Here is a 15,651-nt window from a genome sequence, read left to right as displayed (position 1 = left end):
CTCAATTTAGCCTACCTTTTTTATCATATTTCCTATAGAAAAATAGGTGTTTGTCTGTATTGGAATTCCGCTCCTTTTTCTTCATTCATGATAAAATTAATTTACTGAATATTTTTTCTAGGAGGTATTTCTATTGAAGAACGTAACAAAAGCTTCTATCAATGATTTAGATTCAATCGTACATATAGATATTGACGTAATTGGAAACGATAGTAGACGAAATTACATTAAGCACACTATTGATGAGGGCCGCTGCATCATTGTAAAAGAAGATAATTCTATTTCCGGTTTTCTAACATACGATACAAATTTCTTTGGTTGTATTTTCCTCTCATTAATCATTGTTTCGCCAACTAAAAGAAGGCGAGGCTATGCAAGCTCGTTAATCTCATATATGTTAAGTCATTCTCCTACTCAAAAAATCTTTTCTTCAACGAACGAATCGAATGAAAGTATGCAGAAAGTATTTAACGCAAATGGTTTTATACGCAGTGGAATGATCGAAAACTTAGATGAAGGTGATCCTGAGATTATTTTCTACATAAAAAAGCTCAGAGCATAAATGCTCTGAGCTTTTCTTTCATTCATTAGTTTGCAACAACGTTAACAAGTTTTCCAGGAACAACAATTACTTTACGAACTGTTTTCCCTTCGATTTGGTCTTGAATTGCTTCAAGTGCAAGTTGTTCCATTTCTTCTTTTGATGCGTCTTTACTCATTGTTAGTTTCGCGCGAACTTTGCCCATAATTTGAACAACGATTTCAACTTCATCTTCTACAAGTTTAGACTCATCAAATGTTGGCCAGCTTGCATATGTGATTGTTTCATTGTATCCAAGTTTGCTCCATAGCTCTTCCCCGATGTGAGGTGCAACTGGTGCAATCATTTTTACGAAACCTTCTACATATTCTTTCGGAAGTGTTTCAGCTTTGTATGCATCGTTGATGAATACCATCATTTGAGAAATCGCTGTGTTGAAGCGAAGCTCTGCATAGTCTTCTGTTACTTTCTTCACTGTTTGGTGGTAAGCTTTTTCAAGCTCTTTATTTGGTGCATCAGTGATTTTCTCACTTAATTCACCGTTCTCTTGAACGAATAGGCGCCATACGCGGTCTAAGAAACGACGAGCTCCGTCAAGACCATTTTCAGACCAAGCGATTGAAGCATCTAATGGTCCCATGAACATTTCGTATAGACGAAGTGTATCTGCACCATGGCTTGCTACGATATCATCAGGGTTTACAACGTTACCTTTTGATTTACTCATTTTCTCGTTGTTTTCACCTAGAATCATACCTTGGTTGAATAATTGTTGGAACGGCTCTTTCGTTGGAACTACACCGATATCGTATAATACTTTATGCCAGAAACGAGCATATAGTAAGTGAAGTACAGCGTGCTCCGCTCCGCCAATATAAATATCAACTGGAAGCCATTGTTTTACTTTTTCAGGGTCTACAAGTGCTTCGCTATTGTTTGGATCGATGTAACGTAGGTAATACCAGCAGCTACCAGCCCATTGTGGCATTGTGTTCGTTTCACGACGACCTTTTTTACCAGTTTCAGGATCAACAACATTTACCCACTCGTCAATGTTAGCAAGTGGTGATTCACCTGTACCTGAAGGACGAATATTTTCTGTTTTCGGAAGAACTAATGGTAATTCTTCTTCTTTCACAGCTGTCATTGTGCCATCTTCCCAGTGAATTACTGGAATTGGCTCACCCCAGTAACGTTGACGGCTGAATAACCAGTCACGTAGACGGTATGTTACTTTTTGATTTCCTGCGCTCGTTACTTCAAGCCATTCAATCATTTTTGCGATTGCTTCTTCTTTATTTAAGCCATCAAGGAATGCTGAGTTTACGTGTGCACCATCACCTGTGTATGCTTCTTTCGTAATGTCTCCGCCTTTTACAACTTCCTTCATTGGAAGATTGAATGTTGATGCGAATTCATAGTCACGCTCATCATGCGCTGGAACTGCCATTACAGCACCTGTTCCGTAAGTTGCAAGAACGTAATCAGCGATCCAGATTGGCAATTTCTCACCATTTACTGGGTTAACTGCGTAAGCACCAGTGAATACGCCAGTTTTTTCTTTCGCAAGTTCTGTACGTTCTAAATCACTCTTCATTTTTACAGAATTAATGTAAGCTTCTACCGCTTCTTTTTGCTCAGCTGTTGTAATGTCTGCAACAAGCGCATGCTCTGGAGCAAGTACACAGTAGCTTGCACCAAATAGTGTATCAGGGCGCGTTGTGAAAACTGTGAATTTCTCGTCTGTACCATCGATGTTGAAGTGTACTTCTGCACCTTCAGAACGACCGATCCAGTTACGTTGCATATCTTTTAAGCTTTCTGGCCAATCAAGCTCATCTAGATCTTCTAATAGACGATCTCCATAAGCTGTAATTTTTAACATCCACTGTCTCATCGGACGACGCTCAACTGGATGTCCACCGCGCTCACTCTTACCATCAATGATTTCTTCGTTTGCAAGTACTGTACCAAGTGCTGGGCACCAGTTTACAGGTACTTCATCAACGTAAGCTAAGCCTTTTTCAAATAGTTGTAGGAAGATCCATTGTGTCCACTTGTAGTAGTTTGGATCTGTTGTATTTACTTCACGGTCCCAATCATAAGAGAAACCTAATGCTTTAATTTGGTTACGGAACGTATTAATATTATGCTCTGTAAATTCTGCTGGGCTGTTTCCAGTATCAAGTGCATATTGCTCTGCTGGAAGACCGAATGCATCCCATCCCATTGGATGAAGAACGTTATATCCTTGCATACGCTTCATACGAGATAAAATATCTGTCGCTGTATAACCTTCTGGATGTCCTACGTGTAGGCCTGCACCTGATGGATATGGGAACATATCTAGTGCATAAAATTTTGGTTTTTCTGTCTCATCTGGCGTACGGAATGTTTTATTCTCTTCCCAGTACCCTTGCCACTTCTTCTCAACTTCTTGATGATTAAAGCTCATGAGATACCCTCCTTGAAATTCTATTTATTTTCACCGCTCAAAATACAAAAAACCTCTCATCCCTAGAAAGGGACGAGAGGTTATAGATTCCCGCGGTACCACCCTAAATTAATGTACAAAAAATATACATTCGCTTAGATCCGTAACGTGGATTAACGGCAATTGCTACTATTAGTTTCACAACTGCAACTCAAAGGCGAGTTCATAACGAAACGTGGATTGACTTGCACCGACCGTCAACTCTCTAAACCAGCTTCTATTACTACTACTCCTTCTCACTGTTATTATAAATATGAGTGAATATGAACTACCCACCACTTCGTATATCTCATAAGAGCTTACTTAAAGCGGGGCTTCTCGGTTAATCGTTACTCTTAATAACTAACGAATGCGTCTTAGGACAGCCGAGCTATCTCCCTTGTTCAAAAGGTTGTTTTATTTAAATATATTCTAAAACATGTTACATGTTCCGTCAAACTAAACTGCAATTTTTTCTTCAACTGTTTCTTCTACTTTTACTCGTTTATCATACATGCTCGTTGCAATAAGCGCTACTACAAGCATTACCATGATTGCTATAAACAATACTTCCATATTGTATAAATCAACAATCGCTCCGCCAACGACTGGCCCGAACATTTTCCCTACAGTCGCCGCACTATTTACAACACCTTGATAAAACCCTAACTTATCTTTTGGCGCAAGTATATTTGCAATCGTCGGAACCGCTGGCCAAACAAATAACTCACCAATTGTTAAAGTTACCATCGCAACGAGGAACATCGTAAATTGCTGCGCTTGACTTAACACAACGAATGACGCCGCAAAAATGAAGATCCCAATCATAATTTGTTGTTTTAACGAACGCTTCATCCAGCGAATTAACATACTAACTAGCGGCTGCGCACAAACAATCATGGCTCCGTTTATCGTCCATAATAAACTATAGTGACGAAGACTAATATTTAATTCTTGCATATGTGTTGCAATCGCCCCTTGCCACTGTACGTATGTAACCCAGCATAAAGCATATGCTACACATACGATAAGAAGTGCTTTGAATCCAGGTGTAAGCGACCAACCTTTTTTCGTTTCGACTTCTTTTTGCACTCCTGGCTCTTTCTTGTCTTCCATACCACGGAATCCAATAAAAGCAATTAAGAAGAAAACAAAGTATAAAATAAAGTTTGCTAAGAAAATATAATCAAAACGATACGATGCAACTAATCCACCACATGCTGTTCCGATCGCAATACCAACGTTTTGTCCAACATACATCGCATTAAATGCTCGTCTTCCGCCCTCTGGCCAAACCGTACCAACCATCGCATACATCGATGGGAAGACCATTCCAGAACCAAAACCGATTAATGCTAGCCACACAACATATAACGGCCAGCCGTGGAAGAACACAAGGCCTAAAATCGATACAAGTGTAATCACAATTCCTACTAAAATTGATTTATATCCGCCCCATTTATCAAATAAAACACCGCCGAGCAAGTTTCCGATTACACCAGTAAGCGAGTTGATCATTAATACCATTCCGGCCACAGATAAAGATTTCCCTAGGTGATCATGCAAATAAATTGTATTAAAAGGCCATAAAAAAGAAGCACCCGTGACATTAATAATCATCCCAGCTACTAATAGCCATACTTTCCTTGGCATAGTCTCCCCTCCTATTCTATTTTTTTCGTTCATCTATAACAGTAAAATTGTAGTCGTTTTTAAATAGGAAGGCAACTGATTAATAGTTGATGAAATTCAGATAATGAGATGTCGGTAAGTGAAATTATATTGATTACTTCTTGGATTTTATCAGCGATTTTCTAATTATATCGACTTACTAACAAAAAGCGACAACAGAAACAATATATAAAAAAGAAGAGGCTGCATGAACTTCATGCAGCCTCTTCTTTTTTATATTATCCAACTTCTTTTTCTCGCTTTGCACGTTCTTTAGCGCTCCATTTAAATATTTTATCTAGTAGAGAATATATTCTCCCAGATTCCTTCGTTAATAACGGACCTAACGATGCTAATATTAAAACGTACAGTGCAGAGAACGGTTTAATCGCTGCCAGTAAGCCACCCGCAATGCCGATATTCGCTACAATAATGGAAAACTCTCCGCGTGATACAAGTGTTAAACCTATATTCGTAGAAGCCTTATGGGATAACCCTGCTTTACGTCCCGCAATCATTCCAGCAGTAAAATTACCGATTAGAGTAATGAAAACTGCTCCTAATGCCAACCACACTGCTCCTCCAAGCGAAAACGGATCTATGCTTAAACCGAAGCTGAAAAAGAATATGGCTCCAAAGAAATCACGGAATGGGACGACTAGCTTCTCAATCCGATCACTATGCTCTGTTTCAGAAAAGACGAGTCCCAACAATAACGCTCCAATCGCCTCTGCGACATGAATCGTTTCTGAGAATCCTGCTACAAAGAATAAAATAGCGAATATTACGATAATGAAAATTTCGTTAGACGAAATATCTAATACTTTATTTAAAAACGGCGTAGCTTTTCTAGCGATTACAAAGAATAGGAGCATATATCCTACTGCGATGAGCACCGATGTAAGAGCACCTAAAAATGATGTTGCACCACCGAGCACTAACCCTGAAACGACTGATAAATATACAGCTAAAAAAATATCATCAAACATAATGATTCCTAATATTAATTCAGTCTCTTTATTACCAGATCTTCTTAAATCAACAATTACTTTTGCAACAATTGCACTTGATGAAATTGTAATGATTCCAGCAATAATTAATGTTTCTAATAAGGGGAAGCCCATAACATATCCATAAAGCAAACCTAATATGAAATTAAGTGATATGTGGACAGTCCCCCCAAAAGCAATTGATTTTCCTGATTTAATTAATTTTTTTATTGAGAATTCTAAGCCTAAATAGAATAGGAGGAATATGACGCCAACACGTCCGAGGAAGGAAATAACTTCTCCGCTTTCAATAAATCTTAAATCGATAAGTCCTAAATCTGGGGCATGAGGCCCCACCAACATACCGAGTATAATGAGAAACGGAATAATCGAGAACTTTAACTTCGCAGCAAGGATAGCTGCAAAAGCTACTAATACTAACGCAGTTCCAACTTCAAAGATTAAAGTATCCATCGATTATGAATCACCTCCTGCTGAAAGCAATTCATTAATAATTCTTTTCACTTCATGTCTTTCACCCGATAACACGAGCATATCACCAGCTTCAATAATAGAGTCTGGACCTGGATTAAAGAATTTCTTCATATTCTTTTTCAAAATAGCAATAATCGTTACGTTATACGTTTTTCTGACATGTAAGCTACCAATTGTTTTTTGTACGACTGGTGCGTTATTTTCCACCTTAAACCATTCAATTGATAATCCTTCAAAAGCCATCTCAATTGTGTCTAACGCTTGTGGTCTGTATACCATTCCGCCTAATATAGCTGCAATTTGTCTCGCCTCAGAATCACGAAGAGAAATGCTTGAAATACTTTCATCATGATCCGCATCAAAATGATACATTTCTCTTCGGCCATCATCATGAATAACGATAACCATTTTTTCATTACCTTTTGTAATTACTTCAAACTTACATCCAATGCCCGGTAATTCACTCTCTCTAATATTCATATTCCCGCCTCCTAAAGTTTTTAGTTACGGCTTTTACAAATCTACATCAATCTCTGTTTTAAATTCTTCATCTTTTGAGATTCCCAAATACTTTAATGTCTCTGAAGGTGTCGCGTGATGAAAATGTTTTTGCAATAGCGCAATCGCTATCCCTCTTTTGTATGCATGAAATCCAAATGTTTTTCTCATTGAGTTCGTTCCGATTTTACCAACAACCCCAACTGCTTCAGCAGCATTATGAATTACACGATACGCTTGTTGACGCGTAATTGAATTTGTCGTTTTATTAGATTGAAATACGTAGTTTTCTCTTTGAGCATTAATAGATTGTACGTACTCTAAAAGTGCTTCTTTTACTTTTGTATTTAAATAAATATCTTGTTTGAATTTTTCATCTTTCACAGGAAGAGAATAAAACTCTTTAACAGTTCCATCTTCATTTAATACCTCTTCAAATTTCATACTAAGTAGCTCAGTAATCTTTAATCCTGTGTTAATTCCAATAACAAATAAAAGATAATCTCGCTGCGAGTGCTCTTTTAAATACTTTTTCATAGCCTCAATTTGGCTTATATCTTTTAATGCCTCTACAACTTCCATACATGTATTCTCCTCATCTTATGAACGGTAATTTTCTCATCATGTTGTCCATTTTACCTTATCACGCTATGGGATTTCCATGTATTATCCATTATTTTTACAATATACTTTTAGATTCGAAAATTTTTCATTTGGAAATTGATAATTGTGCAAATACAGTGGGGTAGGAATAATAGGGGGATACAAGTTCAGCCTCTTTCTACAGATCGGATTCCTCCTTTCATTATCCAGCTGCTTCTACTTTTATATTATGTTACTTATTTATATTATATTATATATTTCAGTAACATCAAAGTGTTTTTTCTGAAAATAATAAAAACCGAGCAGTTTCGCTCGGTTTTTTATTAATCTTCTTTCGGAAGAACAATTCCTTTATACAATTGAACGGTAATGAAGTAATAAATTGCATAAATCATTACAAAGATAACAATCGGTACCCAAATACGGAAGTACGGATCAAGTAAAATAAATCCGAAAATATTCATACCAACTAATACGTGAGCAATACCTACAATTGCTGGGAATAAGAATACTAAGAATAACTCTTTATAAATTGATTTTGTTAATAATTCACGGCGCACCCCAATTTTACGAAGCATTTGATAACGCGTAATATCTTTTGATGCACCAGAAAGAATTTTGAACATTAAACAACTTGCCATCATTGCTAAGAAAGCAATTCCAAGGAAGAATCCCATAAACACTGTTCCGCTCGCAACGCCGTAGAACATGTCGTAAGATTGATATTTACTGTTCATTCTTTCAGCTGTTACATTTTTATATTTATCTAGTTGCAACTCGTCAAGTTTTTTCCATTCTTTTGTATATGTTAAGAAATCATCTGTTTTTCCGATAAATGCTATACCTTCTTTACCATTTATCTCATCGTACATTTTTTGATCTACAATTTTAATTGCATGATCTTCGTATAGATAATACGGATGAATTGTGCTAAAAGCATCTACCCATTCTTCTGGAAGTTCTTTAGCGTTCGCATCTTTTTCATTCATTTCTCTAGAAACTGCGCCTACTGGTAGTTCCTGTGAAGCCTTCTTCGTATTCACTAAATCCTTCATCGATTTTATATTTGTCATATCTTTTACTAAAGGACGATTTTTCTCCAAATCCTCTTTTACATAATAAACGTATTTATCATCAACTTTGTAACGATATTCGCTTTTCTCTTTAAATGTAATACCGTCTAAGATTTTCTTTTCTTCAGCTGTTGGATTATGAACTACTGAATCATAGATTACTAAACCATCAACCATTTTTATAACGTTATTTTTAAACGCCATACCACCAGAAATCGCACCTGCTCCAAGAGCAACTAACATCGCTACTGTCGCAAGCACCTTTGTTAAGCTATTAATACGGAAGTTTAATTGTGCAAATGTAAAAGCGTTAAGTCCTTTTTCACTACGCTTTTTATTACTTTTTAACTTTTTAATAATCACTGGAAGAAGTGATCCAAATAGCATGTAAGTACCAGCTGTTGTTGTAATTAATGCGATAAGAATTCCCATTTCTCTTAGTTTTTCCATGTAAATCATTGATGCATAGCCCATTCCTAATAAAATAACCGCAAGGAATGCGACTAAACCTGTCATTTTTCCTTTTACCGCAACACGTTCTGTTTGTGCATCTGCATGTACAAGTTGCAGTACAGAAATACGTGATAACTTAATACTATTCATAATTGCTGATAATACAAATAATGCAAAGAAGAAGATACACGTAACAGTCATAGATGGCAGATAAAATGCTTTATAACCTTCACCTGCAAATTCTAATTGTTTCATTAATAACTGACCGATACCTTCTGCAAGTCCTACCCCAACTATAATACCAATCGCAAGAGACGCAGCACCTAATACGATTGTTTCAATAAACATAAGTAATGTAACTTTATGCTTTTTTGCTCCTAACATCATATACATACCAAACTCTTTTTGGCGAAGAGATAATAAGAAAGAGTTCGCATATAAAATATAGAAGAACGTTATAATGGCTAGTAAAAATGAACCTGCTTGGAATACGAATCCAATTTGACCAATAGTAGAATTTTCCTTAAGGAAGGCTTCGTTTAACGCTAACGTTTGAAACATATAAAAAATTGAAATCGACATGACAAGACCGACAAGTAAGACGATGTAATCTTTTAGCTTACTCTTTAGCCCTGACATGGAAAGTTTGAATAACATGCTCTAGACCTCCTTCCTTACGCTTTTTGTGTACCTAAATCTGCAAGTACATCTAAAATTTCTTTATAAAACTCTTCACGCGTACCACCGCGGTGAATTTCTTTATATAGCTCACCATCTTGAATGAATAAAATACGCTGACAGTAACTTGCACTATACGGATCATGTGTAACCATCATAATAGATACACCTTGCTCTTGATTTAAGTTTGTCATCGCATCAAGTAAGCTCGCTGCATTTTTAGAATCAAGAGCTCCTGTTGGCTCGTCCCCTAAAATAATTGCCGGCTCATGTACTAGTGCGCGAGCTGCTGCTGAACGTTGTTTCTGTCCACCAGATACTTCAGATGGATACTTTTGAAGAATTTCTGTAATCCCTAACATATCCGCTACTTTTTCTACTTTCGGTCCAATATTACGTGATGGAACACCTTGAAGAGAAAGTGGAAGTGCAATGTTTTCATAAATAGATAAGTTTTCTAATAGGTTAAAGTCTTGGAAGATGAATCCTAATTTTTGCGAGCGGAAATCAGAAAGCTCACCTTGCTTCATTTTCGTAATATCTGTTCCTGCAATTTCAACAACGCCGCCTGTTGCTTTATCTAACGTTGAAATTACATTTAATAATGTCGTTTTACCAGAACCAGATGGTCCCATAATTCCGACAAACTCACCCTCTTGAATCGAGAATGACACACCTTTTAACGCATGCGATTGGTTCTCACCTTTTTTACCGTACACTTTTTGAACGTTTTTTACGTCTACAACTGGTTTCGTCATATATATCCTCCTACGCTTGTTTTTCCATTACCTATTTTGCGCCTTTTGGAAGGGAACTGCTATTTGTTAACATTACATTTACCTTACACTTTTGTAATATAAAAAAGATGCGTGTGTAAGGTTCGTTGGTAAATGAAATTGTATTAGCGATTCGACAAGTAATATCGACTTACCGAAAAAGATGACAATAAAAAATAGGCTGTTCCACAAAAGGAACAGCCCACTTCTCTCTTTATTTCTTTAAAGGTGTTACCGTCCAATACGTAATAACACGCCAAATCCATTCTAGTGGACCCATTTTAAAGATTTTCATCCAAATCACACTAAACACAATTTGAATTGCGTAAATTGCAATACACACATATAACGTCTGCATGTACGTTAAGTTTTCTGCAAAGTTAAATACACTTCCTGCGATTAAAATCATTGCAGTTTGTCCAATATAATTCGTTAAAGCCATACGACCATAATATTTCAGTGGCGCTAACAATGTTTGAACTGGTTTTAATTGAAGTAATAAAATTAATGCTCCCACATAGAAAGCTGAAATAATTGGCCCAACTGTAATACCAATTTTTAAAAATTGGCTTGCAGCATCCATTGTTCCATCTTCGTTCTCCATTATCCCATTTACAAATGGTTCAGCAGGAACGTGCCCATATTGATACCATACAGCTAAGACACTTAAAACAAACATAATACCTGTAAAAATAGCGACTTGCTTTATATTTTTCGTGAGATTTTCAAACACACGATATTGTCCTGCAGCAAGCCCTAATAAAATTAAACCTAGCGGTAGAAATTCTTTCGCAGCAAGTACGCTAAAGGAAATTGTTAAAACAAGTCCAACTACTAAATTCACTTCTTTTTTCGCTTTATAAAACGGTAAAACAAGTAACCCGCAAATTGCGTATAACGCTAGTGCTTCTCCAGGCTGAAACATTTGATGAATCAAACCGAAAATAAATAGTGCAACTAAGCGGCGGAAAAATAAAACATACCCATTTTTCCCTTTCGCAATTGCTCTAGAGATAAAGATATAGAATCCCACTCCAAATAAGAATGAGAAGATTGAGAAGAAACGACCTTCTACAAATAAGTATAAAAATCTTTGATAGCTAGCATCCACTGTATTAGGATCTGGAATTTTAATGTTAAGTAGTGCGAGAATATTTACTAAAATAATCCCCAATAGTGCAAAGCCACGAATGTAATCTAACTCATCAATTCGTTTGTTTGTAATCTTGTTCCCCATAAAGCAACTCCTTGTATAAAGTGAAACTATAATCAGTGGGGGGTTCATCCCCCACTGATTATTAGTTGAACCAATCGGGCATTTACGGGCAGTGGATCTCCCCCTAACTTCTTTGCTCCAGCCGAATTTTGAGGTGGGAGTTTTACTGCCCGTTAATGCGGGATAAAATTTAATCCTTCCTTACTCTACTGGAGAAAGCGGCTCACAACTATCGACAAACCTTACAGAAATCTTACATTATTGTAATATAATAAAATAAAACCAGGTCATATTGCGACCTGGTCTACTCTGATTGCTTCGATCTTTGAGGTTGTCCCTTTTTACTGTTACGCTGTTTCACTTGAACAACTGGATCAAGCTCATTCGAAAACTCAGCGTTATGTCCATTTTGTGTTTTTTGCTCTGGGTTATTTTGATCTGAACGTTTCGCCATTACATTCACTCCTTATTAGCGCGGTGTAATAATCATTTGATGTTGCAATTGGCGAATTGCCATACGTGCTCTATTTAACTGCTCACGTTGCTCATCATTCGCATGTTGTTGCATCGTTTGTAAATCGTTATATGCTTGTTCTAATTGTAACTGCGCATCTGAATACTCCATCGTATTGTAATGCTCTTGTCTCATACCTTGGTCTAATTGTTCTTTCGCATATTCCACCGCTTGTTCCGCTTGTGTAATATACGATTCAAGTGATTGACGCTCTGCCATAATTGTCCCTCCTTGCTTCAATTCCCCTTTAGTGTGTCCCTTCCATATGAACCTTATGAGTATGTTATAATGTATTTTGTTTCATTTTGACTCGGCTTAGGAGGGAAAGTAATGAAGGTTCAAAACCCTTTTCCATATACAAACGACAATAAACGTTATCATACATGGAATTACCATTTAAGAAATGAATTTGGTGAAAAGATCTTTAAAGTTTCATTAGATGCTGGCTTCGATTGCCCGAACCGTGACGGTACAGTTGCTTATGGCGGTTGTACATTTTGCAGTGCTGCTGGATCTGGTGACTTCGCTGGTGATCGCCGCGATGATGTTATAACGCAATATCATGAAATGAAAGAAAAAATGCGCTCAAAGTGGAAAGACGGTAAATGTATCGCTTATTTTCAGGCGTATACAAATACACATGCACCGCTTGAAGTGTTAAAAGAAAAATTCGAACCGCTTCTAGCAGAAAAAGATGTTGTTGGTCTTTCTATTGCGACTCGTCCAGATTGTTTACCGGACGATGTCGTTGAATATTTAGCGGACTTAAACAAACGCACGTACCTTTGGGTTGAACTCGGACTACAAACAGTTCATGAACGTACTGCAAACCTTATTAATCGCGCTCACGATTATCCTTCTTACGTTGAAGGCGTAAATAAATTACGCAAACATGGCATTAAAGTTTGCTCCCATATTATTAACGGTCTTCCACTTGAAGATTACGACATGATGATGGAAACAGCTCGTGAAGTCGCGAAGCTTGATGTACAAGGAATTAAAATTCATTTACTTCATTTATTAAAAGGAACGCCAATGGTGAAGCAATATGAAAAAGGACAACTAGAGTTCCTTTCTCTTGAAGATTACGTAAGTCTCGTTGTTGACCAGCTTGAGATTATTCCAGAAGATGTAATTGTGCACCGTATTACAGGTGACGGTCCACCTGATTTAATGATTGGTCCAATGTGGAGCTTAAATAAATGGGAAGTATTAAATTCCATCGATGCAGAATTTGTACGCCGCGGAAGCTGGCAAGGAAAATATGCAAATGAGGAGAAACAAAAATGAAATTAGAACGTGTATTACCGTTTGCTCGCACACTGCTGCAAACGGCTGTTAAAGAAGACGATTACGCTGTAGATGCAACACTTGGAAATGGACATGACACTTGCTTCCTAGCTGAAATCGTTGGAGATAACGGAAAAGTATTTGGATTTGATATTCAAAAAGAAGCAATTGAAAGTTCTACGATCCGCCTAAAAGAAAAAGAGCTTTTCGAACGTACTGTTTTAGTTCATGATAGTCACGATACACTTCTATCCGTATTACCAGAGAATGCAAAAGGAAAAGTAACAGGCGCAATCTTCAACTTAGGTTACCTTCCAGGCGGAGACAAGCATATCGTTACAAAACCGAACTCAACAATCTCAGCGATTGAACAACTATTAGAAGTAATGGCACCTGAAGGTATCATCGTCCTTGTCATTTATCACGGGCATCCAGAAGGACAAGTAGAACGCGACGCTGTACTTAAATTTGCCGAAGAACTAGATCAAAAACAAGCTCACGTACTGCGATACGGCTTCATTAACCAGCAAAATAACCCGCCATTTATTGTGGCGATTGAGAAACGATAAAGTGAAACTTTAATCAGCGGGTTTTTCTGCCTGGTAAATAGCGGGATAATTATATCAACGATTTTTCAATTATATCTATCGTAATGCCGGATATATCAACGATTTTTTCAATATATCTATCATAACTTACAATATATCAACGATTTTTCAGATATATCGATAATTCGACAAAACATACCAAAAAAAGACGTGCACTCATTGCACGTCTTTTTCTCATTCTCCTATATAATGGATATATACACTATTTGAAGAAAGAAGGATAGAACTTTGCTAGTAGAACTAAGGGGAATTCAAAAGAAGTACGGCAAATCACTCATACTAGACAACATTGATTTATCCATTCCAGAAGGAGAAGCACTCGCCATTGTTGGCGGAAACGGGACTGGAAAAAGTACTCTACTCAAAATAATTGCAGGTTTTATTTCACCCACGGCAGGGACACTTCAAAGAAAAGAACATATACAAATCGGTTATGTACCTGAGCATTTTCCTGAAGGGATTCGTTTTACATTAGAAGATTATTTATATCATCTCGGCTGCATTCACGGTTTATCAACAAAATACTTACATAATAAAATTCCGATGCTCCTTGAATCTTTTCACTTACATCACGCAAGACATTCCGTTGTACGAAACTTTTCAAAAGGTATGAAACAAAAAACAGGTATTATGCAAGCATTACTTACAGACGTACATTTATTAATTTTAGACGAACCGCTTTCTGGGCTCGATCCTAACTCTCAGCAAGAATTAGAACATATTTTACTCTCATTAAAACAACAAGGTATATCTGTACTCTTCACATGTCATGAAAAACAACTATTAGAAAACTTCGCCGATAGAATTGTGACGTTAGCAAATCATACAATCACAGCAGATACCTTTGTACAAAAAGGGGCAGAACAAGTCTATATTGAAGCAATCGTTCACGATACATTTTCAGTGATAGAACTACGGAAACAATTAGGTTTTATACATGTTGTACACAATTCAAATCAAAACCTTATTCAATTACAAATCGAAAAAGAATATACAAACGAAATGCTTCAGTTTTTATTACATAAAAAAGCATCTATCACACTGCTACAACCTAACTTTTAAATCGAAAGAAGGTTTATTATGTTCGCGCTTATTCGTTACCATTTTCTCGACTACACAAAATCGTATAAGTACGTCCCTCCTATTGCGATGTACTGCATGAGCTTACTTTTTGTATATACATATAAACCGACTCCTATTGTACCCACATATTTAGAAACAGCACTCGCACTTTATTTATTATCTGCCTGGATTACGGTCACGATTTTCCATACGGAAGACCCTGTACAAGAGCAAATCACTATTTCACACACAAATAACATTTCAGCATTATACGTTGGTAAATATATTACAGCTCTTCTCATTTGTACTGTGTTATCTTTTATATCCGTAATCTATCCCATTATTTTGCAAATGTTCAATGAAAAAATGACAGTTTCTTTATTTCTAGTCGGATTTCTCGCTCACATGTCTTTCTCTATACTAGGAATTTCAATCGCAACATTATTTACTAGAAATATGATTCAAAAAGCAGGCACTGCTTGGCTTAGCCTTATATTTATATTACTTATAACGATCGCCTCCATTCAGTTTAAAAAAGAGTTGCTATGGCTTTTACCACCTGTCGAAAGCTTTCTAATGCTTGGACAATACAAATATAATATACTTACTCACACTTTATGGCTCACAGCTTGGGCTATCGTATATTCATTTTTATTACTTACGTTATTTCTTTTTCTCGTCCGCAAAAAACGTTTTTAATTACCTATTAAA

The 15,651-nt window shown here is 36.7% G+C and carries 15 protein-coding genes and 1 other annotated feature; of the genes, 5 read left to right on the top strand and 10 right to left on the bottom strand.

The window, feature by feature from the left end; genetic code table 11:
- Nucleotides 1-133 precede the first annotated feature (133 nt).
- A complete protein-coding gene (locus QCI44_RS03705; RefSeq protein WP_000800323.1) occupies nt 134-562 on the top strand; it encodes a GNAT family N-acetyltransferase in 429 nt (142 codons plus the stop codon).
- 25 nt (nt 563-587) lie between these two features.
- On the opposite strand, the gene leuS is transcribed toward QCI44_RS03705, so the two are convergent.
- The 10 genes from leuS to QCI44_RS03655 all read right to left on the bottom strand — a co-directional run bounded on the left by leuS (nt 588) and on the right by QCI44_RS03655 (nt 12,199).
- Complete coding sequence (gene leuS / locus QCI44_RS03700) at nt 588-2,996, bottom strand: leucine--tRNA ligase (RefSeq protein WP_098986697.1); 2,409 nt, start codon at nt 2,994-2,996, stop codon at nt 588-590.
- Between the two features lie 65 nt (nt 2,997-3,061).
- Nucleotides 3,062-3,284 (bottom strand) — a binding site (T-box leader).
- A 189-nt stretch (nt 3,285-3,473) separates the two neighbouring features.
- Nucleotides 3,474-4,667: an MDR family MFS transporter gene (locus QCI44_RS03695; RefSeq protein ID WP_001137539.1), complete on the bottom strand. Its 1,194-nt coding sequence runs from the start codon at nt 4,665-4,667 to the stop codon at nt 3,474-3,476.
- Between the two features lie 257 nt (nt 4,668-4,924).
- On the bottom strand, nt 4,925-6,148 hold the full coding sequence (locus QCI44_RS03690) for a cation:proton antiporter (RefSeq protein WP_098560099.1): 1,224 nt from the start codon (nt 6,146-6,148) through the stop codon (nt 4,925-4,927).
- A 3-nt stretch (nt 6,149-6,151) separates the two neighbouring features.
- Nucleotides 6,152-6,649 (bottom strand): cation:proton antiporter regulatory subunit, encoded by a 498-nt coding sequence (locus QCI44_RS03685; RefSeq protein ID WP_001026047.1) that lies wholly within the window; start codon nt 6,647-6,649, stop codon nt 6,152-6,154.
- Between the two features lie 33 nt (nt 6,650-6,682).
- Entirely contained in the window at nt 6,683-7,249 is a 567-nt protein-coding gene (locus QCI44_RS03680; protein ID WP_016085869.1) for a tyrosine-type recombinase/integrase, read from the bottom strand.
- A 344-nt stretch (nt 7,250-7,593) separates the two neighbouring features.
- The gene (locus tag QCI44_RS03675; RefSeq protein ID WP_088084444.1) at nt 7,594-9,453 is read right to left on the bottom strand and encodes an FtsX-like permease family protein; all 1,860 of its coding nucleotides are present in this window, start codon (nt 9,451-9,453) and stop codon (nt 7,594-7,596) included.
- 17 nt (nt 9,454-9,470) lie between these two features.
- Nucleotides 9,471-10,232, bottom strand: a complete 762-nt coding sequence (locus tag QCI44_RS03670; RefSeq protein WP_016135500.1) for an ABC transporter ATP-binding protein — start codon at nt 10,230-10,232, stop codon at nt 9,471-9,473.
- A gap of 232 nt (nt 10,233-10,464) precedes the next feature.
- A complete protein-coding gene (locus QCI44_RS03665; protein ID WP_116363733.1) occupies nt 10,465-11,487 on the bottom strand; it encodes a DUF418 domain-containing protein in 1,023 nt (340 codons plus the stop codon).
- 283 nt (nt 11,488-11,770) lie between these two features.
- Nucleotides 11,771-11,920 carry a hypothetical protein gene (locus tag QCI44_RS03660; protein WP_001129345.1) on the bottom strand — a complete coding sequence of 50 codons (150 nt, stop codon included), beginning with the start codon at nt 11,918-11,920 and terminating at the stop codon, nt 11,771-11,773.
- A 15-nt stretch (nt 11,921-11,935) separates the two neighbouring features.
- Nucleotides 11,936-12,199 (bottom strand): YtzC family protein, encoded by a 264-nt coding sequence (locus QCI44_RS03655; protein ID WP_000840870.1) that lies wholly within the window; start codon nt 12,197-12,199, stop codon nt 11,936-11,938.
- Nucleotides 12,200-12,310: 111 nt separating this feature from the next.
- Between QCI44_RS03655 and mnmL the strand changes: the two genes are divergently transcribed.
- The 4 genes from mnmL to QCI44_RS03635 all read left to right on the top strand — a co-directional run bounded on the left by mnmL (nt 12,311) and on the right by QCI44_RS03635 (nt 15,639).
- A complete protein-coding gene (gene mnmL / locus QCI44_RS03650; protein WP_000868029.1) occupies nt 12,311-13,270 on the top strand; it encodes a tRNA modification radical SAM protein MnmL/YtqA in 960 nt (319 codons plus the stop codon).
- The gene (mnmM, locus tag QCI44_RS03645) at nt 13,267-13,839 is read left to right on the top strand and encodes a tRNA 5-(aminomethyl)-2-thiouridylate-methyltransferase MnmM (protein ID WP_016085866.1); all 573 of its coding nucleotides are present in this window, start codon (nt 13,267-13,269) and stop codon (nt 13,837-13,839) included. Before mnmL ends, mnmM begins: the two co-directional genes overlap by 4 nt.
- A 267-nt stretch (nt 13,840-14,106) precedes the next feature.
- On the top strand, nt 14,107-14,940 hold the full coding sequence (locus tag QCI44_RS03640) for an ABC transporter ATP-binding protein (protein ID WP_016135503.1): 834 nt from the start codon (nt 14,107-14,109) through the stop codon (nt 14,938-14,940).
- A gap of 18 nt (nt 14,941-14,958) precedes the next feature.
- A complete protein-coding gene (locus QCI44_RS03635) occupies nt 14,959-15,639 on the top strand; it encodes a hypothetical protein (RefSeq protein WP_016135504.1) in 681 nt (226 codons plus the stop codon).
- Nucleotides 15,640-15,651: the final 12 nt, after the last annotated feature.

This window comes from Bacillus cereus group sp. RP37 (assembly GCF_040459695.1).
In the GTDB taxonomy this organism is placed as follows: domain Bacteria; phylum Bacillota; class Bacilli; order Bacillales; family Bacillaceae_G; genus Bacillus_A.
The sequence above is the reverse complement of the archived record's forward strand: the minus strand, read 5'-3'. Positions and strand labels throughout refer to the sequence as shown.